Here is a 25,116-nt window from a genome sequence, read left to right on the forward strand (position 1 = left end):
GTGGGGCTCCTTCCTCCTCGCTGCGTTGAGCATCGCCCGCTAAACCGGCATGCTATTGTTTCACCCTATTTCGTCACGCCCATAAAAAGGACTATCCGTGCCCCAACCCAATCGCGTTGAAATAGCCGACTTCGCCGAAAAACTGGCCCGCGAGGCGGGAGAACTGATTGTCCGCGAACGCAACGAGAACACCTTGCGCACGGATTACAAGGATCAGACCGAACTGGTGACCCACGCCGATGTGATGGCCGATGAATACATTGCCAAGGCGATCCGCGAGACATTTCCCGATCACCGTTTGCTGTCGGAAGAGGCGGCCCCCGATCGCAGCCAGGCCAGAAATATCGATACGCCGCTGTGGATCGTGGACCCCATCGACGGCACGGTGAACTACGCTTACGGCCACCCGCAAGTAGCGGTATCCATTGCCTATGCCGATCAGGGCGCTGTTCAGTTGGGTGTGGTTCACGCGCCTTTTTCCGGCGAGACGTTTCGCGGCGTGCTCGGCCAGGGCGCGACGCTGAATGGCCAGCCCATCAGCAACAGCGGCGCCGAAGATCTGCGCCAATCGCTGTTCGCGACCGGCTTCCCTTACACCAAGGATAAGCTTGAACCGCTAATGCGGCGATTGAATGCCATGATTCACACTTGCCGCGACCTACGCCGGATCGGCTCGGCGGCGCTGGACATCTGCTGGGTGGCGAACGGGCGTCTGGATGCCTATTACGAAAGCGTCAGCCCCTGGGACTTTGCGGCGGCTCGGGTGATTGCGCTGGAAGCCGGCGCGCGTTGCGGTCACTTCAACCCGGCCCCGGAAGGCTACCCGGAGGATCTCTGGGGGCAGGATATCCTGATCTGTGCGCCGGCGCTGTTCGATCCACTGCGCGAGTTACTGCATCGCGCCTGACGCCTAAAGCTCGCCGCGCACGGCCCGCTGATCGGCGTAGATCGGGCTTAGCAGCTCTTCCAGTTCGCCGCTTTCGCGCATGGCGGACAACTCACGGTCGAATGCTTTCATCAACGTCTTGCCACGCTCGGTCGTCCGACTAAACAACAGGTGCAGAGCCTTGCTATGCAGTGGCCGCGGATGGTGGGTAATTTCGCTCCACTGCGCCTGGGGTAATAGCGCACGGACCATGCCATAGCCTACCGCCCGATCCTGGGGATAAAGGTCGATCCGGCCGCTCATCAGCAGCTTCAGGTTGCCCCGGTCCTCGGCAATGCGCTTAACGGCAATCCCGCCGGACTGCTCCGCCTTCTCAAAGGGTTGGCCGTAAAAATAACCGAGCGTAGCGCCAATAGTGTAGGGTTTGAGGTCGTCCATATCGTCCCAAGACAACGCCAACCCCCGCCGGTGAAAGAACACCTGCTCACCATCGACGACGGGATCGCTGCACAGGTAACGTAATGCCCGAGCCTCGGAACAATAATAAGGCATCATCGCATCCTGTTCGCCAGTGGCGACGAACTGGGCATTGCGCGTCCAGGGATAGACATTGAACTCGACGTCGTAGCCCGCCCGTGCGAAAGCAGTCTTGATGACATTGCCCATAGGCCCAAATTCAGGCGCTGAGGAATCGACATAGGGTTGCCAATCGCCGGTGGCGATGGTCACCGTCTGCGGTGGTGAAGATTCGGACCCTGCAAGGGTGGTACTGGAATACAGGCAAAGGCTGGCGCAAGCCGCCAAAACACTGGTGCAAACCGTTTTGTAACAGGACATTCTGATATCGCCGAGCTGGTTTAAGCTACCACGCGATCTCACCGGCACCGGTCCGAATGCAGGGAAACCGGCAACAACTTCCCGGACTACTGGGGTCACGCCTCATGGACAGTCCCGCAGCACAGTGCGGTCTGTCCGCTTGTTCAGAGTCCCTCAAAATCCTATGCGCTCCTGCTCCAGTCCACCGCACTGATCAGCGGACCAGAGAGCTCATGAGCCTTGTCGTAGAATGCAACATTGTCCTAGGAGGACGCTGATTTCGGGGGTCTCTTTATTTTTGTAGCCGCTATTCTGCTGTACGCCAGATACCGAGTGCAAGTGCATCCCAAAATTCGTCGAAGTGTGCATCCGGCGTATGCTGAAACGAGGAGCGGGCGAAACGCTGGATCCGGCCTTCAATCAGGCTCATGTACCACTCGGCGGTGCGTGACACGCTAGTCCGTGGGCGCAGCGCCTGGCGAATTTCGCCTTCCTTGATAACCTGGCGGGCCTGGGTTTCAAGACGCTCGAAAAATTGGGACGCCCGCTGGCGCAGACCTGCGTCTTCCCCTACCAGAGCGTCGCCGGTCAGCACCCGGCATAGACCCGGATTGCGACGGGCGAACACCAGCACGAGCTGAGCGAGCTTACGCAGCCGAATCCTGGCGTCGTCCTCTTCCTGCTGAATCAACTGGCATCGGGTGAACACGGTCTCTTCGATGAAATCGATCAGACCTTCGAACATTTTCTTCTTGGACGGAAAATGGCGGTAGAGGGCGGCTTCGGTGACACCAACCGAGCGCGCCAGCGCTGCGGTGGTGATGCGTGCATCCGGTGCCTGCTCCAGCATTTCTGCCAGGGCATGCAAAATCCGCTCACGGCGGCTTGGCGTGTTGTCAGTCATTTCGGTAATTCCAGCTCCGAAAGAATTTTCTTGGTTTTTCTTCTTCGGGGTCAGCGCAGCCCCAGATTGTTCTGACGCCACTTATGTCGTGGCTGGAGTAGTCTTACCTAAATCGCGGAAAAAGTGTGTTCCATTTCGTTTCAGAGCTGTTGTTTCAGGCATCTGGCTATTTCGGAGGACGGAGCTTTTCGGGGGATGGGAAGCGCTTTGGGGATGGAGAGCAGTCTAGCGGCGGGGGTGTTGGTGGGCTTGGATGCCCGCTTTACGCAGGCATCCAAAACAGGCGTTCAGAAAAACGTGCCGTCGATGGGCGAAGAGGCGCTTGCATAAGCCTTGCGCGGCATGCGTCCCGCCAACCAGGCTTCACGTCCGGACTCAATCGCCAAACGCATGGCGTTGGCCATACGGATCGGGTCGCCCGCTTGGGCAATGGCGGTATTCATCAGCACGCCGTCGCAACCCAGTTCCATGGCAATGGTGGCGTCCGATGCGGTGCCTACGCCGGCATCCACCAGAATCGGCACGTTGGCATTCTCTACAATCATGCGGATGTTGTAGCGGTTTTGAATCCCCAAACCCGAGCCAATCGGGGCGCCCAGGGGCATCACCGCAATGCAGCCCATCTCTTCCAGGCGCTTGGCCATCAGCGGATCGTCGTTGGTGTACACCATCACCTGAAAACCATCGTTGATCAGAGTCTCGGCGGCATCCAGGGTTTCTACCATGTTCGGGTAAAGCGTCTTTTCTTCACCCAACACTTCCAGTTTGACCAAGTTGTGGCCGTCGAGCAGCTCCCGGGCCAGCTTGCAGGTGCGCACGGCATCCTTGGCGTTAAAGCAGCCGGCAGTATTGGGTAGGATCGTGTAGCGATCCGGGGAGACGACATCCAACAGGTTCGGCTCATCCGGATTCTGGCCAATATTGGTGCGGCGCACCGCGACAGTTACGATCTCGGCACCGCTGGCTTCAATGGCTTGGCCGGTCTGTTCCAGATCGCGGTACTTGCCGGTACCGACCAGCAAGCGGGACTGGTAAGTTCGGCCGGCGATGATCAACGGTTTGTCCTGTTTCGGTTCGGTCATAACATGATCCTGGCAACGGGCAGTCGAAGCGGTACCCGATTCATCAAATGGAAAATGGGACTAACACGACCCGTATCAGCCGCCACCGATAGCGTGAACGACTTCAACGCGATCACCGTCGTTGAGCCGGTGTTCGCTGTGCAAACTGCGCGGCACGATATCTTCGTTCACCTCGACCGCGAGGCGGCGGCCGTTCAACCCAAGCTTTTCGATCAAGGTAGCGATGGTGGCTGCTTGGGGCAGCTCCTGCTGTTCGCCATTCAATTGGATATGCACGCTAACCACTCTCCGGTGCTCGCTTCAAAGCAGCAATGATTAAGCTCACCCAGGCGGCCATAAAGCAGAGGCCGCCAATGGGTGTGACAGGCCCCAGCGCCCTGATATCCATGAGGACCAAGCCATAAAGGCTGCCGCTGAACAACAGAATGCCGAGGATAAATAGAATCGCCGAGGCCGCCAGCCAGCGCCGGGCCAACCCGAAACCGCTGAACGTTGCCACGGCCAATAACGCTAACGCGTGGTATATCTGATAGGTAATGCCAGTTTGGAAAACTTCAAGGTCCCGGGCCGAGACGGTCTGGCGTAGCCCGTGGGCGCCAAAAGCGCCGGCCATGACGCCGGTCAGCGCGGCCAACGCGCCGGCTACCAGCACCCAGCGCATAAGGGGCTCACGAGCAATCACAGGTAATACGCTCGAGAGTATCCAGATTCATCAGGGTCAAGGCGCCACCCCAGACGCAGCCGGTATCCAGGGCCATGTAGCGATCGATACCGGTTTTGCCTTCCAGCGCGGCCCAGTGACCGAAGATAACGCGGGTTTCGTCGTCACGGGGGAACGTAAACCAAGGGGCGTATCCATTCGGAGCAGTATCCACGGCATCCTTTGCCGCCAACTCCAAACGTCCGTCTTCGGCGATAAATCGCATCCGGGTGAAATAGTTGGTGATGACCCGCCAGCGGTCCATGCCGGTCAGAGAGGGCGACCAACCCGCTGGGTCGTTGCCGTACATTTCGCGGAAATAGGTGGGGGCCTCTTCGCCTTGCAGAACGCCTTCAAGCTCCTGACCCAACGCCAGCGCTTGATCCACGCCCCAGATATGCGGCAGACCGGCATGGCTCATAAAGATATTGCGATCCGGATCGAACACCGCCAAATGTTGCTGACGCAGCCAATTGACCAGGTCATTGCAATCGTCCGCGTCAAGTATGGCCTGCAGCGTGTCCTTGGGTTTGACCCCGTGATCGCCCAGCACCACCGCCAGCAGGTGCAAATCGTGATTGCCCAGCACGACGTTGGCAGAACTGCCTAAACTCGAGATGTAGCGCAGCGCGGCCAGTGAGGATGGACCACGGTTGATCAGGTCCCCCGCCACCCAGAGACAGTCCCGGGAGGGCGAGAAGTCGACTTTATCCAGTACATCCAGCAAGCGTTCATAGCATCCCTGGATGTCGCCTACGGCATAATCGGTCATGGGCTTCCGTTTGCATCTTGGGTCTGTTCGGCCGGAGTCTGGCGCTGACCGGCGAGCGAATCGGCGATACTGACGTAATCTGCCAACGTAAGATTTTCCGGGCGCAGGCCGTCGTCGATACCCAAAGCCCGCAACTGCTCGGCTGAAATCAGCCCACCCAGCGCCTTGCGCAGGGTTTTACGCCGAGCATTGAAGGCGGTGCGCACCACGGCCTGCAGCTGTCCCAAATCCTGCGCCGGGAAAGGCAGCGTCTTGTGAGGTACCAGACGCACGATTGCCGAATCCACTTTAGGCGCCGGTCGGAAGGCGCCGGAGCCCACCTCGAATAACGGCTGCACCTGACAATGGTACTGCGCCATGATGCCGAGGCGCCCGTAGTTGTTCTCGCCGGCGGTTGCCGCCAGACGCTGTACGACCTCTTTTTGCAGCATGAAGTGCATGTCGTGCACCACACCCGCCTGCTCAAGCAGGTGGAAAATCAACGGTGTGGATATGTTGTACGGCAGATTGCCGACGATCCGCAACGGCTTTTCCGCTGCCAGCGCTGCAAAATCGAATCGAAGGGCATCCGCTTCGTGAATACGGAAATCCGGGTAGTTGAAGAACTTGGTCCGCAGCACCGGTATCAGGTCGCGGTCCAGCTCGACAACCTGGAGCGACGGGGTAACGGCCAGCAACTCTTCGGTCAGGGCCCCCAAACCGGGGCCAATTTCCACCAGGGCGTCGTCCGGCTTCGGATTGATGGCACGAACAATTCGCTCGATCACGCCAGGGTCGTGTAGGAAGTTCTGGCCGAAACGCTTGCGCGCCTGATGGCCGGCGGTTTTAGCCATGAGTCTGTTCCCGGCGGCAACGCGCCATCTGGATTGCGGTTTCGATTGCGGTGCGCAGGCTCCCGGCATCGGCCGTGCCAGTGCCGGCCAGATCCAGGGCCGTGCCGTGATCGACGGAGGTGCGCACGATAGGCAACCCCAAGGTCACGTTCACCGCGCTACCGAATCCCTTGTATTTGAGCACGGGCAAGCCCTGATCGTGATACATCGCCAATACGGCATCCGCCTTTTCCAGCAGGTGCGGCGTGAACAGCGTATCTGCAGGCAACGGCCCGGTCAGATTCAGCCCCTCGTCGCGAAGCTTCACCAGGGCCGGCTCGATCACCTCGATTTCTTCCCTGCCCAAGTGACCACCCTCTCCCGCATGGGGATTGAGGCCCGCGACCAGAATGCGAGGGCTCTCCACGCCGAAAAAGGCTTTCAGATCGCTATGGAGAATGCGCGCGACCTGCATGAGCCGGGATTCAGTAACCGCAGCCGGGACATCCTTGAGCGGCAGGTGCGTGGTGACCAAAGCCACCCGCAAGCCTTCGGTTGCCAGCATCATCACGACGCGCTCGACACCGCAAAGTGCTTGTAAAAATTCGGTGTGGCCGCTAAAAACGATGCCCGCCTCGTTGATGACACCTTTGTGGACGGGCGCCGTGACCATGCCGTCGAAGGTGCCATCCAGGCAGCCACGGGCGGCTATTTCCAGCGTGGTCAAGACATAACGGCTGTTGTCCGGATCGAGTTGACCGGCTTTGCGGCTGTTGATGCCGCCGACCTTAAGCACCGAGAGCTCCCCGGCGCCGGTGCTTGCCGTTTCCCCTGGCGACCACGCCGTCAAACGTATCGACAGCCCGAGCTGTTGCGCACGCTCGGCCAACAGGTCGATATCCGCCACCACGACAATGCCGGCCGGGCGGTCCTGTCCAGCCAGTTGCAGGCAGAGGTCGGGGCCGATGCCCGCCGGTTCTCCGGCGGTCAACGCCAAGGTCAGCGGTCGTGTCATAACGTTTTGGTGGACTCCTCTTGGCCGTCCTGGCCAGCGGCTTCTTCGTTCTCGCCGGTGGTTTCTTCCTTCTCATAGCCGGCCATCTTGATATCCACGTAGGCTTCTTCCCGTATTTCGCGCAGCCAGTTCTGTAATTCAACCTCGAACTTACGACGGTACAGGACCTGGCGGGCTTCTGTCTCTTTGAGCTGGTCGCCAATGTCCTGCTGGCGGCGCTCTTCAACTTCCAGGATGTGCCAGCCGAAGCGGGAACGGAAGGGGCCCTTCAGTTCGCCCACACTGGTTTCCTGCATGGCCTGTTCGAACGCCGGAACCATCTCGCCCGGGCTGACCCAGCCCAGGTTTCCGCCGTCGGAGCCCGACACCTTGTCATCCGAGTACTCACGGGCCAGTTCGGCAAAGTCGTCCCCGCTCTCCAAACGCCCGCGCAGCTCATTGATCAGATCTTCCGCCGCTGTGTCGGTGCGGGCTTCAGTCGGCCGAATCAGAATGTGCCGGACCTTGGATTGCTGGATCACCTGTCCGGTATCGCCGCCGCGCTTGTCCAGCACCGACACGATATGAAAACCGCTGCCACTGCGCAGGACCTGGGAGGGCTCGCCCACGGCCAGATCGGGGGCCACATCGACCACCAGCGATGGCAGCTGGTTCTCGGTCCGCCAGCCCAGCACCCCACCTTCGAGGGCGTTGGCGCCGTCGGATTCGGCCACGGCTACCTGCTGGAAATCCGAACCGCCGACAATTTGCTCGCGCAGGCTCTCGGCCTCGGTGCGGGCGGTTTCCACTTCCTCGGCGTTATTGAAATCGTCCACCGACACCAGGATATGGCCCAGCAGGTACTCGACGCCGGACGCTTCACGCCCGGCCTGGGCCTGCACGAAGTTCTGCACTTCGCGCCCGGTAATCCGGACCCGGTTGTCGACCCGGCGCTGCTGGACCCGGCTAAGCAGCATTTCCCGGCGGATCTGCTCACGCGCCTCACGGTAGGTCAGCCCCTCGCTGGCCAGCGCCTCCTCGAACTGCTCGATCGTGTAGCCGTTGCGGCTGGCGATATTCTGCATGGTGTCGTTCAGCTCGTTATCGCTGATCCGCATGCCCATCTTATCCGCCATCTGCAGCTGGATCGCATCGAGGATCAGCTGATCGAGCACCCGTTCCTCCAGTACGCTATCCGAGGGCAGAGGCGTCCCCTGGGCGTTGAGCCGGGCTTTGACGGTGCGCACCCGGCTTTCCAGTTCGGATTCCAGAATCACGCTGTCATCGACGATAGCGATCACGCTATCCAGCGGCTTGCGCTCTGCAAATGCGGATTGGGCGGCCACTACACACAGCAGCAGGACCATGACACGTGCGCACAGGCGCAGGGATGCCTTCATATTCACCTCAATTTAACGTCTTATACGGGCCACTTGGCTGACCCGCGTTTCAATAACGCATATTGGTTCGACCAAAGCGCCTATCGTCACGTTCGTCGAAGCCATAGATCGCTTCGGAAACACGGCCGCTGGAGTCGCCGCTGCCACCCAGTCCTTTGAGCTGGATTTGGAACAGGATGCGATTCTCCAGCTCGCGGTCATCCGTCAGGTAGTTCTGGCTAACCAGTTGCAGGCTCCAGCAGCAGTCCGTGTATTCGATACCGGCGAGGGAACCTGCCGTGCGGTCAGCCTCGGAGTCGTAAAGCCAGCGACCGATCAGGCTGACGCGGTCTGTGACAGGGAAAACGGCGCCAATATCCATCTGTTCGAAATCGTCCCGGTCGTAGGTATGCCCCAGGGTCGCCAGATACCGGTAGTCTGGCGAGTGGAAAACCAATTGACTACGACCTTCCTCGGTTTGCTTGCTGCGAGGATCCCAAAGCCCCGATGTGCGGATATCCAGAGTCTCCAGCGGTCGAAAAACCGCCTCCCCCGCCAAAGGCGAGTCGCTGCGGTCGTCCGCACCCACGCCGTTCAGGCTGACCTGGCGCTCATCATAGTAGTATACTTGGCCGATACTCAGACGCGCCCGCTCGATACCGGTATTGAGATCGTTGAAACGGGTGGTGACCGCCGCGGTCAGGCGATTATTGTCCGAAACCCGGTCGCCCCCGCTAAAGCGATTGGGGGAAAACAGCTGGTCGAAACTGAAGTCCTTCAGCGCGGTATCGAAGTCCGGAATGTCGCTCTGGTCCTCGTAGTCGGAATAGGCGTAGTAGAGCCGGGGTTCCAGGGTCTGATTGTAGGGAATGCCGAACATCGAGTCGCGGCGGTCGAAATAGAGCCCATTGTCCCATTCATAGATCGGCACCGTCCGGCTAAAGGTATCGTCCTCTCGAGCGGTATAATCCTCGAGCTGGTACTGCGTGTAGTCCAGTGTCACCGAAGGCCGCGAATACCCCCAAAGCGCGCGGAAATCCAGCGCCAATTCCGGTGCCGCCCGGAAGCGATGGCCGTTGGCCCGTGACAGCCCGGTCAGCGTGTCGTTGTCGCGATGAAAATACGTGTATTGGGTCGCCAACAGCGTCTCGACCACGCTCCACTGGTAATCGGCGCCGTAGATAATTTCCGGTAACTGGGAATAGGGTTTCTGGCTATCGGCGATAGTGTCGCTCAGCGTCTGGTAACCACTCAGGTACGCTTCGAAATATTGATGACGGCTGTCGTACCGTATCCCGCCCCGGCGCTGCAAATGAGTGACCTGATTGATTTCCAGCGTGCGGTTCAAGTCGCTGAGGTAGTCGTCGTCGGACACGGTGGAGTAGTCGGCATACCCTGTCCAGTTGTAGCCGAAATTGAGCTGACTGGTGAAGTCCAGCCCCCAGCGCTCGCCGTCTTCGCCGGGAAATTCGTCGGCGTAGTGCCGATCGTCACGGATATAGCCCAACTGCAGCACGGACTCGCCATACTCGCTGAGATAACGGCCTTCCACCTCGTTGAACAGCCCCCGCCCGTGAATGTACTGGGGCGTCAATGTCACATCGTAGTGCGGCGCCAGGTTCAGGTAGTAAGGCGTGGATATAAACATGCCGCTACCGGTATTCGATGTGCCGAACGAGGGGTACAGAAAGCCGGTCTTGCGGCGGTCGTCGATAGGAAAGGTCGCGTAAGGCCAGTAGAAAACCGGTACGTCCTTGACCTCAAGCCTGACATGAGTCGCTGTGCCGAAACCTTCCGCCCGGTCCAGCTCGATGTCGGAGGCGACAATGGCCCAGGCGTTGCTCTCGGGCGAGCAGGTGGTCAACCGGCCTTGTTCGATATTGACCAGGCTCTCCGTCGGCCGGGACAGGAAGCCTGCCTGTCCGCGCATCTCGGCCGCATGGATCAGGAAGGTGGCGGTATTCATCTCCAGTTCGCCGCTGTTGGCATCGTACTCAGCGGATTCGCCCGTCAGCAGAAAACCCTCGCCACGGGACACAATCGGTCCGCTCAACGCCATTTGCCCCGTTGCCTGATCATATTGCGCCCGGCTGCCCTGCGCACTGAAGGTACCCTGGCGCAGGTGGACATCGCCCTCAAGGGTAAGCTGCGAATCCACTTCGTAGCGGGCATTCAGGCCGCTGGCCTCAATAGGCATGTGCGCATTGCCTGACGAATTACTGTCAAATAGCGGGGATTGCGCACTGCCCAGCTCAGGCTGTAGGTAGCCGCCTTCGCAATAAGCCGGCAGCTCCGCCTGCTGTTCCGGGGGAAGCTCCGACCGCGGACGCCAGTCGATTTCCGCGGCGCTCTGGGCGCCCACTTGAGGCGCAAAAAGGGTCGAGGCGAGCACGCCAACCCACCAGTGGCCACTGCTGCCAGTCCGGAGACTCGTTTTCGTTTGAGGTCGCAATGGCACGAATGAAGGGTCCCGTTCCGTCTGTAAGGCCGCCGGTAGTTTACACGGCCCGGTCGGCCTTGTTAATGACGCGTCCTCATGGCCTTCGGCGCAACGCCTCAACCGGCCCCCGAGTGACTGTGCCAGCAGCGCCAAAACCTAGCTGCCAGCGCACTGACAGGGACCGGGCAGTGCCGCCCGCCGCCAATCATTACGACACCCTCATGTAGATTTTAGCTGCGGACCTTTTGCCGCCACACCGGCCTTCTGATATTTTCCGGTGAATTGGGTGTCACTTTGCAGATCGGCAGCTTGTCGATCTGCATCGTCTACTGGATTTGTCCCGATCAGGTTTAAAATAGGATCGATCGGCATCCGGACGCATCCCCTTTCCAGCCAGGTATATAACAGACAACATTCATGGATAGTAGACTGTCAGCACTAACGGACTGGGTCGCCCAGCAGCCGGGATTTGAAAGCGCACAACCGGTCACCGTGTCAGGCGATGCCAGCTTTCGCCGCTATTTCCGGGTGGCCCGTGCCAACGATGGCCGCACCTTTATCGTGATGGATGCGCCCCCGGAGAAAGAAGACGTACGCCCCTTTATCGCCATTGCCCGCCACTGGCACGAACAGGGTGTGCAGGTCCCCGCTATCCATGCCGAAAATCTCGACCAGGGTTTTCTTCTGCTGGACGACTTTGGCGATGCACTCCTGTTGGGACAGCTCAACCCGGATAACGTCGACCACTACTACGGTAAAGCCCTGGCAGCACTGGTCGGCATTCAACAGACCGGCGAACCGGAAGACTATACGCTCCCCCTTTACGACACCGCACTGCTCGAACGGGAGATGGCACTGTTTCGCGACTGGCTGATCGAAAAACATCTGGGGCTGACCCTGAGCGACCAGGAGCATTGCCTGCTCGATACGACTTTTGCCCTGCTCAAGGAAGCGGCCTTGGCCCAGCCCCGTGTCCCGGTCCATCGTGATTATCACTCGCGCAATTTGCTGGTGGTGGACGACGACTTGGGCGTCATCGACTTCCAGGACGCGGTACGCGGCCCGGTGACCTATGACCTGGTCTCGTTAATCAAGGATTGCTATATCCGCTGGCCCGAAGACCAACTCAGCCGCTGGATCGAAGACTTCCGCCAGCTGACGTTGCAAGCCGGCACCCATCGCGCCGATGCGGATACGTTTCGCCAATGGGTGGAATTGATGGGGATGCAGCGCCACCTCAAGGCGTCCGGCATTTTCGCGCGCCTGGCCATCCGCGACGGTAAACCGCGCTATCTGGACGACATCCCGCGTACGGTGGGCTACTTGACCGAAGCCAGTGCCCGCCAGCCGGCGTTGCGGCACTTCAACGAGTGGCTCGAGTCCCGTGTCATCCCGGCCCTGAACCAGAAGGCATCCGGTACGTGAAAGCCATGATTCTCGCCGCCGGCAAGGGCGAGCGCATGCGCCCGCTCACTCTGGACACGCCCAAACCGCTACTGCAAGTCGGCGGCAAGCCGCTGATCGTGCATCAGATCGAAAAGCTGGCGCGGGCCGGCTTCCGCGAACTGGTCATCAACCCGTCCTGGCTGGGCGATAAATTACAGGCGGCGCTGGGCGACGGTCAGCGCTACGGCGTCAGCATCAGCTATTCGCCAGAACCCGAAGCTCTGGAAACCGCCGGCGGCATCCGTCAGGCATTGCCCAAACTGATCGGCGAGAATGACTGGTTCCTGGTGGTCAACGGCGATATCTGGACCGATTTCGACGTTGCCCGGCTCACACCCCATGCTCATGACCAAGCTGTATTGGTGCTGACAGACAATCCGCCCCAGCATCCCGAGGGCGATTTTCACCTGTCCGACAACGAACGGGTCAGGACCGAGGGCGATCCACGCCTCACCTTCACCGGCATTAGCCTACTGCATCGCAGTCTGTTCGAAGGGTTGCAGCCAGGGTATCGTAAGCTGGCTCCGATCCTGCGCGATGCCATGCAGCGGGATACGGTGGCCGGGGTGTATCATGACGGCGACTGGCAGGATATCGGCACACCGGAACGCCTGGCGCGACTGGACCAGCAACTCCGGCAGGCCGCCGGCACCCGCCACCGGGGAAACGCTAGCGACGACGACAAAGAACGCGGCGATCACAAAGAAAAAGGAGCGCAGCAATGAGTTCATCCGCCGCATCGACGTCTATGCCGGCGCGACTGGAGAACGTCTTCTATGAACTGCTGGGCGAACTGAATGCCTGCGGCCACCAGGCGTCAACCTTACTGGAGCGCACCCGTTTGCCAGGCTGGAGCCGCCGCAGCCTGTTCTATCTCCTGGGCTATGTCGCCCGTGCCGATGGGCGGGTCACGGAAACGGACATCCGCTTTGCCGAGAGCCTGATGAAATCATTGCGCCTGTCATCCCGGCAGCGGCGCAGTGCCATCGAGCATTTCCGCGAGGGCAAACAGTCCGAATCCATCGCCCGCCGCCGCGGCCTACGCCTGCGCATGACCCGCTGGATCATACCCCGGCCGTCGATTCAGGTTGTGCTGTGCTTATGTCACGCGGCGCAGTTACATGGGGTGCCCAGCCAGGCCCGCCGTTACCGCTGCGAAGATGCCATCGACCGCACCGGCTTGCCCGTGGACCTGATGGATATTGTGCTCGACAGCTACGCGCAAAAGGTCTGGATCACCCAGCCGGAGCTCAAGGCTGCGCCCACATCCTACGAAGAGGCCTGCAAGCTACTGGGTGCGAGCCGCAACGATTCCTTCGAAGAGCTCAAGCGCGCTTACCGCCGGCGCGTCTCCGAGTCTCACCCGGACAAACTGGGCAGTGGGCTTTCAGATAAGGAATATGCCCTGGCCAAAGAGCGCATGCATCGCTATCAACTGGCCTGGGAGCTGATCAAACGTCGCGAAAAGGTGCGCTCGACCTAGTGCACTAGCGTACCGTCAAGCAGCGAACTACTCGAGCAAAGCGCCTCTTTTGAGGACTCAGCGGCGACTACGGGGATACGAAGCGGCGCTGTAGCCAAGCGCTGATCCGGCTGGCCACCTGTCGCGCATCTTGCGCCGTTGGCCGAGCCTGCATGGCAATCTGCTGTTGCGCGTAACCCCGGAAGCCGGAACGACGCACCGCTGACCGATGCTCGTTTGCGGCCCGGTCCGGGGTACGGCTGGAGCGCAGGTCGAGCACCTGAAGCTCAGCCGCCTGTGCCCCGGCGAGCGCGTCCAGGTCCGCTGCTTCGACGGTCGGCGCCACCCAAATCAGTGCCTGGGGCTCGTTCGCACCCGCGCCACTGCCGTTCAGCGACGAGCTAGCCACCGGCGCAGCCCCGTGACCGATACCTGCCAGCGCCACCCGCTGATAACCCTGCGCCCGCAAGTGAGCTATTGCCGCACCGATTTGAGCATCGAGCTTGTCGCGGTAATCCTGGCGCAGTTGGTCCAGATCGGCCTTGTCGATAACATCGATGACCGACCCGGCATCCCCCGCCGTTTCAGCCGAGCCGGTCGCGTTACCCTCTCCCTGCTCAGGCGATTGAACGGCCTCGCCGGCGTCCTTGGGCGCCGCCGGTGGCTGATTTCTCGCTCTGACCAGCGGATAGGGCGGTGGCTCCAGTCCCAGTGTCATCGCTGCCCAGCCGGCTGAAGCGAGCGGGCGACGCAACGCACCGGCAAGCGCGGCATCGGCCGTTTGCCCCTCGTCGGCAAGTATCAGTATCGCGCCTTTGGCCGGCGACTCTATCTCTCGCTCCAGCAATCCGAGCACACGATCATCGCCACCAACATCAAGCCAGACCGCCTGTCCCGGAAACTGTGCCGCCAGAGATTCACTGTGCAGCTGCGTGGAAATAAACGGGCGTGACGGAGACGCCGTCGCGGGCGCCTCTTTAGCCACATCGCCCGCGTTGCCTTCAGTCTCGGCCTGTTCGGTCGTTTGCGCCGCCACACTGGCAGTACCCAGCGCTCCCAAAACAATCGACAACAGGCGCCAACGCCTCTTGATCTGCTGCACAACCAACCCTCTTACATTACCTATCAAACTGTTAGACTACTGCTCGACCAGCCCCCGCGTCCAAGCAGCAAACCCGTTCGGGGATACGCCAGACTATGCCATGAGAGAGATTCGACATGCTTCCCGATCTTATCGCCCCCTCGATCCTGTCCGCCGATTTTGCCCGACTGGGCGAGGAAGTCGATAACGTCCTGGCCGCCGGTGCCGATGTCGTTCATTTCGACGTTATGGACAACCACTACGTCCCCAACCTGACCATTGGCCCGATGGTATGCGAAGCCCTGCGCAAGCACGGCGTTACCGCGCCCATCGACGTTCATCTGATGGTCACACCGGTGGACGACCTGATCCGCATGTTTATCGACGCCGGCGCCACCTACATTACGTTTCACCCGGAAGCCTCCGCGCACGTCGACCGTTCCTTGCAACTGATCAAGAACGGTGGCTGCCAGGCCGGCCTGGTGTTCAACCCGGCTACGCCCCTGCATCACCTGGATTACGTGATGGACCGGATCGACATGATCCTGCTGATGTCGGTCAACCCCGGCTTCGGCGGCCAGTCATTCATTCCCGGCACCCTAGACAAGCTACGTGAAGCCCGACAGCGCATCGACGCCAGCAAGCGCGACATCCGCCTGGAGATCGATGGTGGCGTGAAAGTCGACAACATCCGCGAAATTGCCGCCGCGGGCGCCGATACCTTCGTGGCCGGGTCGGCTATCTTCAACACCGAAAACTACACCGCCACCATTGCCGCCATGCGCGAGCAGTTGGCCTTGGGCCGCTCCGTATGAGACACCTTTTCAACGGCCAATGGCCCGACACCGCCCTGTTCGACCTGGATGGCACGCTGGTCGATAGCGCGCCGGACCTGGCGACCGCTATCGATGCCATGCTGGAAGCGACCGGCCGGCAGCCGGTTGGCGCTGACAGAGTACGCGGATGGGTGGGCAATGGCGCCCAGGTTCTGGTTAAACGGGCCCTGGCCGGGCAGTTCGATTACCAAACCGGCACACCGTTCAGCGACGACGATTTCCAGCATGCCCTCACGCTGTTCTTCGACACCTATAGCGACATGAACGGCCGACTGAGCTCGGTTTACGCTGGCGTTGAGCCCTTTCTTAAAGCCTTGGTGGCGGAAAATGTCAGGCTTGGCGTGGTGACCAATAAGCCCACCGCATTCACCGGACCGCTGTTGGAAAAGATGGACCTTCACCATTGGTTTAAAGTATCGGTCTGCGGCGATACCCTGCCGGTCAAGAAACCCGACCCGGAACAGATCTACCACGCCGTGGAAGCATTAGGCGGCGATATGGCTCGAACGCTGATGGTAGGCGACTCGATCAACGACATTCAGGCGGCCCAGCGAGCCGGCGTACCGGTGGTCGCAGTCCGTTATGGCTACAACTATGGCGGCAATATCGACGACGCCGGCGCGGATATTGTGGTTGATTCGCTCGTGGAGCTTTTGTAACCTCATCCAGATCTTTGAACAATCCTTTCTCGGAGTATCCTCGTGCGGGGACTGAAACTGACTGCAAATGCGCGTAGCGTGCTGACCTCACGCGCAACCCGATGGTGGCGATGGCGCACCGGCTGATTGTCAGCCCGGCGAGTGCGTCCCGTTCTGCACTTGCCTGAAACCGGCCCTGCAGTGCCCGTTCCTACGGAGAGCTGTGGAGGCTTGAGCAGATCAGATTTCAGGAAGCCGATTCATGACACCCGAACAGTTCGCCGACCTAACCGAGGCCGGCTATAACCGCATCCCTGTCCAACGCGAAGTCCTGGCCGATCTGGACACGCCGCTGAGCACCTACCTCAAGCTGGCCAACGGTCCCTATACCTACCTGTTTGAATCCGTCACCGGCGGCGAAAAATGGGGCCGCTACTCGATCATCGGCCTGCCCTGCCGCGAAATCCTGCGGGTGCAGGGCGACCAGATCACCATCACCCGCGATGGCGACGTGATCGAGACCCATACCAGCAGCGATCCGTTGGCCTTCGTTGAAGACTATCAGGCACGGTTCAACTCACCGGACCTGCCGGGACTGCCGCTCTTCAACGGCGGCCTGGTCGGCTACTTCGGCTACGACACCGTACGCTTTATCGAGAAGCGCCTGGCCAACACCTGCCCGCCGGACAAGCTGGGCACACCGGATATCCTGTTGATGGTGTCCGACGAGGTGGTGGTCTTCGACAACCTGCGCGGCAAACTACACCTGATCGTGCACGTAAACCCCTCCGACACCGACGGGCTGGCCGATGCGGAACGTCGTTTGAATGCGTTGGAAGATCGGCTCCATCGTCAGACCGCCGATGCGCCGGTGACCCCGGAAGCGCTACGCGGCACCCAGGTGGACGAGACCGATTTCGTCTCCGGCTTTACCGAAGAGCGCTTCAAGGAGGCTGTCGGCACCATCAAGAACTACGTGCTCGACGGCGACGTCATGCAGACGGTGATTTCCCAGCGCATGTCGATTCCCTTCGCTGCACCGCCGCTAAACCTTTATCGCTCGCTGCGGGTGCTTAACCCGTCGCCCTACATGTATTTCCTCGACCTCGACGATTTCCATATCGTTGGCTCTTCGCCGGAAATCCTGGCGCGGGTCGAAGACGAGCAGGTCACCGTGAGGCCCATCGCCGGCACCCGCAAACGCGGAGCCACCGAAGCCGAGGACCGCGCGCTCGAAGCCGAGCTGGTGGCCGACCCGAAAGAGATCGCCGAGCACTTAATGCTGATCGACCTGGGCCGCAACGACGCCGGCCGGGTCTCGGAAACCGGCACCGTGCGCCTGACCGAGAAAATGGCGGTGGAACGCTATTCCCACGTCATGCATATCGTCTCCAACGTCACCGGCCGACTGTTGCCGGACACCTCCTGCATTGACGTGCTGCGTGCCACTCTGCCCGCGGGCACCCTGAGCGGCGCACCCAAAATCCGCGCCATGGAGATTATCGACGAACTGGAGCCGGTCAAACGCGGCGTCTACGGCGGTGCTGTCGGTTACTTATCGTGGAACGGTAATATGGATACGGCCATTGCCATCCGCACCGCGGTGATCAAGGACGAAACCCTACATATCCAGGCCGGCGCTGGCATCGTCGCCGATTCGGTGCCCCGTCTCGAATGGAAAGAGACGATGAACAAGGGCCGCGCCATTTTCCGCGCGGTCGCCATGGCACTGAACGCGTTCGACCGCTAAGCGAGGAACTATGGAACCTCTGATTGAATCTATTGGCGATTCTGCAAGCCTTGAGGGCCTTTCTGGCAAGGCGCGAATCGCCGGGAATGGTGGTTCCATTGCCAAGATTCGCAACGCAGTCCAGAAAGGTCCTCAAGGCTTGCCCGAAGGGGCTCGCCCTGAAAGCCGGACTCCGCGTTGCGGCTTCTTGAAAGACAACCAGCCTTCCTGCACAGCCGCGCCTTGATTCCGGCTTTCAGGGCGAGCCAGAATCGCCAATAGATTCAATCAGAGGTTCCCTATGTTACTGATGATCGACAACTACGATAGCTTCACCTACAACGTGGTCCAGTACCTTGCCGAGCTGGGCGCAGAGGTGAAGGTTTACCGCAACGATGAAATCACCATTGAACAGATCGAAGCGCTCAACCCGGAACGGCTGGTCGTTTCACCCGGCCCCTGTACGCCCAACGAAGCGGGCATTTCCTTGGCGGCCATTCGCCATTTCGCCGGACGTCTGCCGATTCTCGGCGTCTGCCTCGGCCACCAGGCGATTGGCCAGGTCTACGGTGGTAACGTCATTCGTGCCGGCCAGGTGATGCACGGCAAGACATCGCCCGTCTTCCACGCCGACAAAGGTGTTTTTCGCGGCCTCAACAATCCGCTGGAAGCGACCCGCTACCACAGCCTGGTGATCGATAAGGAGCAGCTTCCGGATTGCCTGGAAGTCACCGCCTGGACCCGCAACGGCGACGGTTCCGTCGAGGAAATCATGGGGGTGCGCCACAAGACGCTGCCGATCGAAGGCGTCCAGTTCCACCCGGAATCCATCATGACCGAACAGGGCCACGAGCTGCTGCGTAACTTCCTGCGCATGCCGTCCTCCGCCCCGGAACAGGCGGCCTGAGCGTCACGGACTAGAGAGAGATCGCAATGGATATCAAAGCTGCACTGAATCGCATCGTCGAGAACCTGGACCTCTCCACCGAGGAGATGAAAGCGGTGATGCGCATCGTCATGAACGGCGAAGCCACCGACGCCCAGATCGGCGCCCTGCTGATGGGCCTGCGCATGAAGAGCGAGACCATCGACGAAATCACCGGGGCCACCGAGGTCATGCGGGAGTTGGTTACGGGTGTCACCATCGAGACCAACAACCTGGTGGATATCGTCGGCACCGGCGGCGACGGCGCCAATTTGTTCAACGTTTCGTCTGCCGCCTCCTTTGTGGTCGCAGCCGCTGGCGGCGCCGTTGCCAAGCACGGCAACCGGTCGGTCTCATCGAAAAGCGGCAGCGCAGATCTGCTGGAAAAAGCCGGGATCAATCTCAATATGACCCCGGAACAGGTCGCACGCTGCGTAGAGGAAATCGGCGTCGGCTTTATGTTCGCGCCGTCCCATCACGGCGCCATGAAGTACGCCATCGGCCCGCGCAAAGAGCTGGGCATGCGCACGCTCTTCAACATCGTCGGCCCCATGACCAACCCGGCCGGCGTCAAGCGTCAGTTGATCGGCGTATTTACCGAGCGCCTGTGCCGTCCCATGGCGGAAGTCCTGCAGCGACTGGGCAGCGAGCACATCATGGTCGTGCACTCCAAGGATGGCCTGGATGAAATCAGCCTGGCCAACAAGACCCACGTGGCTGAATTGAAAGACGGCCAGATCACCGAATACGACATCGCGCCGGAAGATTTCGGGATCAAAAGCCAGAGCTTGGTGGGCCTCACAGTGGACAGCTCCGAAGAGTCCCTGGCCATGGTCCAGGCCGCACTAGGCCGTGGCCACACCGAGAACGTCGACAAGGCCCGCGACCTGATCGCCCTGAATGCTGGCGCGGCCATCTATGTGGCCGGTTTGGCGAGCACCGTTGCGGAAGGCGTCGATCTTGCCCAGGACGCCATCGGCAGCGGGCTCGCGATGGGCAAGATGACGGAACTCGCGGATTTCTCCCACTGCTTCTGACGAGTGGCTAATGTAGCCGACGCTTTAGCTTCGGAGCAGGCTCTGCCTGCCGGGGCCTTTTCAGGCCCACCGAAGCTAAAGCGTCGGCTACATTTTATGAACAGCACCTGAACCGAATTTCATAGGATTGCACCGATGACCCGTTCCGGCACCGACCGCACCCCAACCATCCTGCGCCGCATCGTCGGCCGCAAGTGGGAGGAAATCGACTACCGCCAGCGCCGGCAGCCGTTGGCCGACGTTCGCGCCCGGGCAACGGATACGCCGGCTGCGCGCGGTTTTGCCAATGCGTTGCGATCACGCATCGAAAAGCAGTCGCCCGCAGTGATCGCCGAAGTAAAGAAAGCCTCACCCAGCAAGGGCGTCCTGCGTGATCCGTTCGAGCCGGCTGCAATTGCCGAAAGCTACGAAGCCGGCGGCGCGACTTGCCTGTCCGTGCTCACCGACAAAGACTTCTTTCAAGGCCATGAGGACTATCTGACGGCCGCCCGCAAGGCCTGCAGCCTGCCGGTGATCCGTAAGGACTTTATGGTCGCGCCCTACCAGATCTATGAAAGCAAGATGATCGAGGCGGACTGCATCCTGCTGATCGCCGCCTGTCTCACCCGCGACCAAATGCAGGAACTGGCCGGCATCGCCGGTGAGATTGGGCTCGACGTGCTGGTGGAAGTCCACAACGGCGAAGAAATGGACGATGCCCTCACCCTCGATACGCCACTAATGGGCATCAACAACCGCGATCTACATACCTTTGAAGTATCGCTGGACACCACCTTCGAACTGCATCGCCGCATTCCGGAGGATCGCCTGACCATCACCGAAAGCGGCATCCTCACCCGCGACGACGTAACGGCGATGAGCGAGCAGGGTATCCATGGCTTCCTGGTAGGCGAATCGTTCATGCGCGCTCCAGACCCGGGTAAAAAGCTGCAAGAGCTTTTCTTCTAAAGCGCGTTATCGCGACATCCAAAAAGCCGATACCGCAGGTCCAAACGAAGCGGAGGCTGACCTTCACCGAAGTAGGGGCAGGGACGCCCCGATCCGCCATAGCGGGCCAAGGATGGCCCTCTAGGGCGGCGCAGGCGACGGTCAGCCTCCGCTTCGGGCTCGAGTTCCCTGCCTTACCCTTTCGATGTTCTCGATCCTTTACTTTCCTTCCGTTTCCTTTCGAAGCAGCGGGCAATATTTCGCCCAGCCAGCAAGATCTGGCTCGACCGGTGCAAGAACTTGCTTGGCCTGCTGAGGGCTTGAGCCGTGGCTTTTGGTTAATCGTCTGTTTTTGTTTGTTTTTCTTTTTCTGGCACAAGTATTGTTATCTCTTTGACGTCCGCAAGCGAATGGACTCCACTTTTTCTTTCCGTCAAGGAGCAGACTATGCCAACCCCATGTTATATCAGCATCGAAGGTAAGACTCAGGGCAACATCACCGCCGGTGCCTTTACCTCCGACTCCGTCGGCAACATCTACGTCGAAGGTCACGAAGACGAGATGCTGGTCCAGGAATTCAACCACATCGTCACCGTGCCGACCGATCCCCAGTCCGGTCAGCCCGCCGGCCAGCGCGTGCACAAGCCGTTCAAGTTCACCGCCGCCCTGAACAAGGCTACCCCGCTGATGTACAACTCCCTGGCCTCCGGCGAAATGCTGCCCAAGGTCGAGCTGAAGTGGTACCGCACCTCGGTCGAGGGCAAGCAGGAGCACTTCTTCTCTACCATCCTGGAAGACGCCACCATCATTAACATCGACTGTAAGATGCCCCACTGCCAGGACCCGGCCAAGGCCGAGTTCACCCAGCTGGTGGAAGTGTCTGTCGCCTACCGTAAGGTCACCTGGGAGCACGGCGTGGCCGGTACTTCCGGCTCTGACGACTGGCGTTCGCCGGTAGAAGCGTAAGGCTTCGCGCTTGGTTCATCGATCCTGTGAGGGATTCATGAACTGAGGTTTTGGAACGGCCAGCCCTTGCTGGCCGTTTTCGGGTGTGTTGCACAAGTTGCTTAGTCCCGCTGGGCGTTCGCCTATAGAGCTCGAGCCTGAAGCGAATGGACACCTGCGCTTGCGCTGCCCTGGATGGCCATCCTTGGCCAGCCAGGACGACCGGGGCGTCCCTGCCCCTCCTCCAGCGCAGGCCTCCATTCCCTTCGATCAACCGGGTGCGGGCTGCGTCGCTTTTGCAACACGCCTGCAGGCGTCAGCGATCACCACTGCACTTGTCCGATATCGCTTACAGCGCTGATTGCAGGTAACCGTTACACTTTGGCGCTTCAGCGGGTCACTTGTGCCCGCTGCAGGAAGCAGTAATGACTCAAGGAAGAGACCCCCATGCCCCAGCCTACCGGCCTGCAGTTTACGGCCCGCCTTGGTCGCTTGCCCGACGACACCTTCGCGGTGGTGGATTTCGAGCTGACCGAGCATCTTTCGCAGCCCTTTGTCCTGAAACTGAATCTGGCCAGTCGCTTTGCCGACCTGGCGGTTGCCGATGTGCTGGATCAGGGCGCGGAGCTGGTGATCTGGCAGGACGGCCAGGCGGTGCGGACCGTGCAGGGGGTGGTCAGCGCCTTTAGCCGGGGCGATACCGGTCACCGGCGTACACGCTACTGGGTGGCCGTCCAACCCGCCCTGTGGCGGTTAGGATTAATGCACAACAGCCGCATCTTCCAGCAGCAAACCCCGGAGACGATTCTGGGCACCTTGCTGGACGAGCGGGGGCTGGTGGATAAACGCTTTAATCTCAAACGGACCCCCACCGAACGGGAATACTGCGTCCAGCACCGGGAGACCGATCTCGACTTTCTCAACCGGCTCGCTGCCGAGGAAGGCTGGCACTACCGCTTTGATCATGACACGGCGGGTCAGCCGTTGGTGATGGCCGATCATCACCGGGATGCGCCGGAACTGCCCGAGGTGGGTTACAACGCCATGGCCGGGGGCAGCCACAAGGTTCCCTGTATCTTCACATTCCAGTACACCGAGACCGTCTCGGTGGCCGGTGTATCGTTGAAGGACTACACCTTCAAGAACCCCGCCTATGCGCTGATGCACCAGGCCCATGCCGCCGATAGCGAAGCGAACCAGCGGACCGACTACGAACACTACGACTATCCGGGCCGCTTCAAGGCCGATGCGGCGGGGCAGCCGTTTACCGAATCACGGCTTGATAGCCTGAGACGGGACGCCAGTATCGGAAAAGGGGAAAGCAATCGCGCTGACTTTACCGCCGGGGCGAAGTTCACGCTGGACGGCCATACCCAACCAACGTTCAACCGGGACTGGCTGATCACCGCCGTCAAGCACGAAGGCAAACAACCCCAGGCGCTGGAAGAGGAAGGCGGTAGCGGGGCCACCACTTACAGCAATGACTTCTGGACCGTGCCCGGGGATAGAACCTGGCGGCCCCCGATAACGGATAAAGAGAACCCCCGCCCGCGCATGGACGGCCCGCAGATGGCCCTCGTCACCGGCCCCGAGGGCGAAGAGATCCACTGCGACGAACATGGCAGAGTCAAAGTCCGATTTCCCTGGGACCGCTACTCACAAAACAACGAACACAGCAGTGCCTGGCTCAGAGTCTCCCAGGGCTGGGCCGGCGGCAGTTACGGGTTTATGGCCATCCCCAGAATCGACCATGAAGTCATCGTCTCCTTCCTCGATGGCGATCCGGACCAGCCGATCATCACCGGGCGGACCTACCACGCCACCAATACCCCGCCCTACGCGCTGCCGGAACATAAAACCCGCACGACAATAAAGACCCAGACCCACAAGGGCGAAGGCAGTAACGAACTGCGCTTCGAGGACGAAGCCGATCAGGAACAGATCTACGTTCACGCCCAAAAAGACCTGGACCTGCTGACCGAGAACGACCGCACTGAGGTCATTCACCACAACAGCCACCTCACGGTCGACAACGACCGCTACAGTCACATTAAGGCCAATAATCACAGCACGGTCGATGGGGAGAAGCGGGAGAAGGTCGGCAAGGACGCCAGTATCAGCGTGGGCGGCACGCTGCACCAAAAGTCCGGCACATCCACCCTCACCGAAGCGGGTAGCGAAGCCCACTACAAGGCCGGGGCCAAGGTAGTACTGGACGCCGGCGCCGAACTGACCATTGCCGCCGGCGGCAGCTTCCTGAAACTGGATGCCAGCGGCGTGACGTTGTCCGGCCCCACGTTGAAGATCAACTCCGGTGGCGCGCCGGGGAGCGGGTCCGGGCAGGATGCAGCCGGCCCGATGTTGCCGCAGGATCTCGAGAAGAATAGCCATCAAGCGATCGAACCGGCGCAGCTTGCGGAAGTGCCGCTCACACGCCCCCAGGCCAACAACCTCAAATCCGCCGCCCCATTCTGCGAGGAGTGCGTGAAGTGCCGCGAGGGTGTTTGCGATGTCTGAGCAGCCCTCGCTTCGACAACGCCTGGAACAGGCTGCCAGCGAACTGCCGGAAACACCCGACATCTACCTGGTCCTGAGCGGCACCAGCGACAGCGAACCGGTCCGCCATTTCTTCGACCGGGATGGCCTGAGCGCCCAGCCCCTCTATCGAGGTACGCCTTACGCCGGCTGGCAGGACGTCATGCCCTACCTCGTCGCCGTGTCCCCCGATAGCCGCTTTCTGGATTGGATCGATGAAACATCGTCGACCGACTGGGGCTGGGCCGCACTCTCGATGGCATCCATGGAGCAGGTATTCACCCATCTGCGCAGCCTGACCCAGATCGCTCTGAGCAATGGGAAAGCCGTTTTCTTCCGCCACTGGGATGCCCGCTTTCTCGGCCCTATTTACGATCATCTCGAGAGTGGCCAGCAGGCCCGGTTGATGGGACCGATCGAGAGCTGGATCGCCCCAGATCAAATCCAGCGCCGTAACCCCGGCCCGGTCATTGATGCCGAAGAAAAACCGTACCCTTGGTTCACGCTTCCCAAGTCGGTTGAGGATGCGCTGGCGACACTCTGCTGGGATCAGCTGATCGATAGCACGGTAGCGGCGCTCCACCAACTGGAGCCCTCGCCCATCGCTGCCTACCCGGCGCCGGTCGCGCGGCAGAAAGTCCAGCGTCACCTTCGTCGCCTGGTTGGGCAAACACCGGTGACCGAAATCGACACCGCCACCTTCAACACATTGCACCATCGCCTCCAGCAGGACGCTGGGCGCTCAATCCGAGGTAAGGATCACCCATGAC

25 protein-coding genes are annotated in these 25,116 nt (G+C 60.5%); 13 read left to right on the forward strand and 12 right to left on the reverse strand.

From position 1 onward, the window contains the following. The first annotated feature begins 97 nt into the window (after positions 1–97). Complete coding sequence (locus tag FXO11_RS18305; RefSeq protein ID WP_148864379.1) at positions 98–907, forward strand: inositol monophosphatase family protein; 810 nt, start codon at positions 98–100, stop codon at positions 905–907. A 3-nt stretch (positions 908–910) separates the two neighbouring features. Here the strand turns inward: FXO11_RS18305 and FXO11_RS18310 are convergent, their stop codons facing one another. The 11 genes from FXO11_RS18310 to FXO11_RS20300 all read right to left on the reverse strand — a co-directional run bounded on the left by FXO11_RS18310 (position 911) and on the right by FXO11_RS20300 (position 11,157). Then, positions 911–1,723, reverse strand: a complete 813-nt coding sequence (locus tag FXO11_RS18310) for a substrate-binding periplasmic protein (protein WP_148864380.1) — start codon at positions 1,721–1,723, stop codon at positions 911–913. A 286-nt stretch (positions 1,724–2,009) separates the two neighbouring features. Further along, positions 2,010–2,606, reverse strand: coding sequence for a nucleoid occlusion factor SlmA (gene slmA / locus FXO11_RS18315; RefSeq protein WP_148864381.1), 597 nt, complete (start codon positions 2,604–2,606; stop codon positions 2,010–2,012). A gap of 287 nt (positions 2,607–2,893) precedes the next feature. Further along, the gene (locus FXO11_RS18320; RefSeq protein ID WP_148864382.1) at positions 2,894–3,688 is read right to left on the reverse strand and encodes a thiazole synthase; all 795 of its coding nucleotides are present in this window, start codon (positions 3,686–3,688) and stop codon (positions 2,894–2,896) included. Positions 3,689–3,763: 75 nt separating this feature from the next. Beyond that, entirely contained in the window at positions 3,764–3,964 is a 201-nt protein-coding gene (gene thiS, locus FXO11_RS18325) for a sulfur carrier protein ThiS (RefSeq protein WP_148864383.1), read from the reverse strand. A gap of 1 nt (position 3,965) precedes the next feature. After that, positions 3,966–4,349, reverse strand: a complete 384-nt coding sequence (locus tag FXO11_RS18330; protein ID WP_148864384.1) for a DUF423 domain-containing protein — start codon at positions 4,347–4,349, stop codon at positions 3,966–3,968. A 7-nt stretch (positions 4,350–4,356) separates the two neighbouring features. Continuing rightward, entirely contained in the window at positions 4,357–5,160 is an 804-nt protein-coding gene (locus FXO11_RS18335; protein WP_148864385.1) for a symmetrical bis(5'-nucleosyl)-tetraphosphatase, read from the reverse strand. Next, the gene (rsmA, locus tag FXO11_RS18340) at positions 5,157–5,993 is read right to left on the reverse strand and encodes a 16S rRNA (adenine(1518)-N(6)/adenine(1519)-N(6))-dimethyltransferase RsmA (protein WP_148864386.1); all 837 of its coding nucleotides are present in this window, start codon (positions 5,991–5,993) and stop codon (positions 5,157–5,159) included. Before rsmA ends, FXO11_RS18335 begins: the two co-directional genes overlap by 4 nt. Then, a complete protein-coding gene (gene pdxA / locus FXO11_RS18345; protein WP_148864387.1) occupies positions 5,986–6,987 on the reverse strand; it encodes a 4-hydroxythreonine-4-phosphate dehydrogenase PdxA in 1,002 nt (333 codons plus the stop codon). Before pdxA ends, rsmA begins: the two co-directional genes overlap by 8 nt. Then, entirely contained in the window at positions 6,984–8,366 is a 1,383-nt protein-coding gene (locus FXO11_RS18350; protein ID WP_148864388.1) for a peptidylprolyl isomerase, read from the reverse strand. The genes pdxA and FXO11_RS18350 overlap by 4 nt, the downstream gene beginning before the upstream one ends. Before the next feature lie 49 nt (positions 8,367–8,415). Continuing rightward, positions 8,416–10,737 (reverse strand): LPS-assembly protein LptD, encoded by a 2,322-nt coding sequence (locus FXO11_RS18355; protein WP_227545961.1) that lies wholly within the window; start codon positions 10,735–10,737, stop codon positions 8,416–8,418. Positions 10,738–11,004: 267 nt separating this feature from the next. Continuing rightward, positions 11,005–11,157, reverse strand: a complete 153-nt coding sequence (locus FXO11_RS20300) for a hypothetical protein (RefSeq protein ID WP_168203201.1) — start codon at positions 11,155–11,157, stop codon at positions 11,005–11,007. Between the two features lie 45 nt (positions 11,158–11,202). Between FXO11_RS20300 and FXO11_RS18360 the strand changes: the two genes are divergently transcribed. Genes FXO11_RS18360 through FXO11_RS18370 form a run of 3 tightly spaced genes read left to right on the forward strand, consistent with a single transcriptional unit; the run spans position 11,203 to position 13,714 of the window. Further along, the gene (locus FXO11_RS18360; RefSeq protein WP_148864390.1) at positions 11,203–12,210 is read left to right on the forward strand and encodes an aminoglycoside phosphotransferase family protein; all 1,008 of its coding nucleotides are present in this window, start codon (positions 11,203–11,205) and stop codon (positions 12,208–12,210) included. Further along, positions 12,207–12,956, forward strand: coding sequence for an N-acetylmuramate alpha-1-phosphate uridylyltransferase MurU (gene murU, locus FXO11_RS18365; protein WP_148864391.1), 750 nt, complete (start codon positions 12,207–12,209; stop codon positions 12,954–12,956). Before FXO11_RS18360 ends, murU begins: the two co-directional genes overlap by 4 nt. Further along, positions 12,953–13,714 carry a co-chaperone DjlA gene (locus FXO11_RS18370; protein ID WP_148864392.1) on the forward strand — a complete coding sequence of 254 codons (762 nt, stop codon included), beginning with the start codon at positions 12,953–12,955 and terminating at the stop codon, positions 13,712–13,714. The genes murU and FXO11_RS18370 overlap by 4 nt, the downstream gene beginning before the upstream one ends. Positions 13,715–13,781: 67 nt before the next feature. Here FXO11_RS18370 and FXO11_RS18375 read toward each other — a convergent pair whose 3' ends face one another. After that, positions 13,782–14,795 (reverse strand): DUF3530 family protein, encoded by a 1,014-nt coding sequence (locus tag FXO11_RS18375; protein ID WP_168203202.1) that lies wholly within the window; start codon positions 14,793–14,795, stop codon positions 13,782–13,784. A 116-nt stretch (positions 14,796–14,911) separates the two neighbouring features. Here FXO11_RS18375 and rpe point away from each other — a divergent pair, with 116 nt between their 5' ends. From rpe to FXO11_RS18420, 9 genes are all read left to right on the forward strand, one after another. Then, positions 14,912–15,589 (forward strand): ribulose-phosphate 3-epimerase, encoded by a 678-nt coding sequence (rpe, locus tag FXO11_RS18380; protein ID WP_148864394.1) that lies wholly within the window; start codon positions 14,912–14,914, stop codon positions 15,587–15,589. Next, on the forward strand, positions 15,586–16,269 hold the full coding sequence (locus FXO11_RS18385) for a phosphoglycolate phosphatase (protein WP_148864395.1): 684 nt from the start codon (positions 15,586–15,588) through the stop codon (positions 16,267–16,269). Before rpe ends, FXO11_RS18385 begins: the two co-directional genes overlap by 4 nt. A gap of 241 nt (positions 16,270–16,510) precedes the next feature. Continuing rightward, the gene (gene trpE, locus FXO11_RS18390; RefSeq protein ID WP_148864396.1) at positions 16,511–17,998 is read left to right on the forward strand and encodes an anthranilate synthase component I; all 1,488 of its coding nucleotides are present in this window, start codon (positions 16,511–16,513) and stop codon (positions 17,996–17,998) included. A 280-nt stretch (positions 17,999–18,278) separates the two neighbouring features. Then, positions 18,279–18,884: an aminodeoxychorismate/anthranilate synthase component II gene (locus tag FXO11_RS18395; protein ID WP_148864397.1), complete on the forward strand. Its 606-nt coding sequence runs from the start codon at positions 18,279–18,281 to the stop codon at positions 18,882–18,884. A 26-nt stretch (positions 18,885–18,910) separates the two neighbouring features. Continuing rightward, the gene (gene trpD / locus FXO11_RS18400; protein ID WP_148864398.1) at positions 18,911–19,939 is read left to right on the forward strand and encodes an anthranilate phosphoribosyltransferase; all 1,029 of its coding nucleotides are present in this window, start codon (positions 18,911–18,913) and stop codon (positions 19,937–19,939) included. 135 nt (positions 19,940–20,074) lie between these two features. Further along, positions 20,075–20,887 (forward strand): indole-3-glycerol phosphate synthase TrpC, encoded by an 813-nt coding sequence (gene trpC / locus FXO11_RS18405; RefSeq protein ID WP_148864399.1) that lies wholly within the window; start codon positions 20,075–20,077, stop codon positions 20,885–20,887. A gap of 426 nt (positions 20,888–21,313) precedes the next feature. Then, positions 21,314–21,832, forward strand: coding sequence for an Hcp family type VI secretion system effector (locus FXO11_RS18410; RefSeq protein ID WP_148861191.1), 519 nt, complete (start codon positions 21,314–21,316; stop codon positions 21,830–21,832). A gap of 426 nt (positions 21,833–22,258) precedes the next feature. Continuing rightward, positions 22,259–24,328 (forward strand): type VI secretion system Vgr family protein, encoded by a 2,070-nt coding sequence (locus tag FXO11_RS18415; protein ID WP_148864400.1) that lies wholly within the window; start codon positions 22,259–22,261, stop codon positions 24,326–24,328. After that, positions 24,321–25,115, forward strand: a complete 795-nt coding sequence (locus FXO11_RS18420) for a DUF4123 domain-containing protein (RefSeq protein WP_148864401.1) — start codon at positions 24,321–24,323, stop codon at positions 25,113–25,115. The genes FXO11_RS18415 and FXO11_RS18420 overlap by 8 nt, the downstream gene beginning before the upstream one ends. The last annotated feature ends 1 nt before the right edge of the window (position 25,116 follow it).

The sequence above is a fragment of the Marinobacter fonticola genome, from assembly GCF_008122265.1.
GTDB lineage: Bacteria > Pseudomonadota > Gammaproteobacteria > Pseudomonadales > Oleiphilaceae > Marinobacter_A > Marinobacter_A fonticola.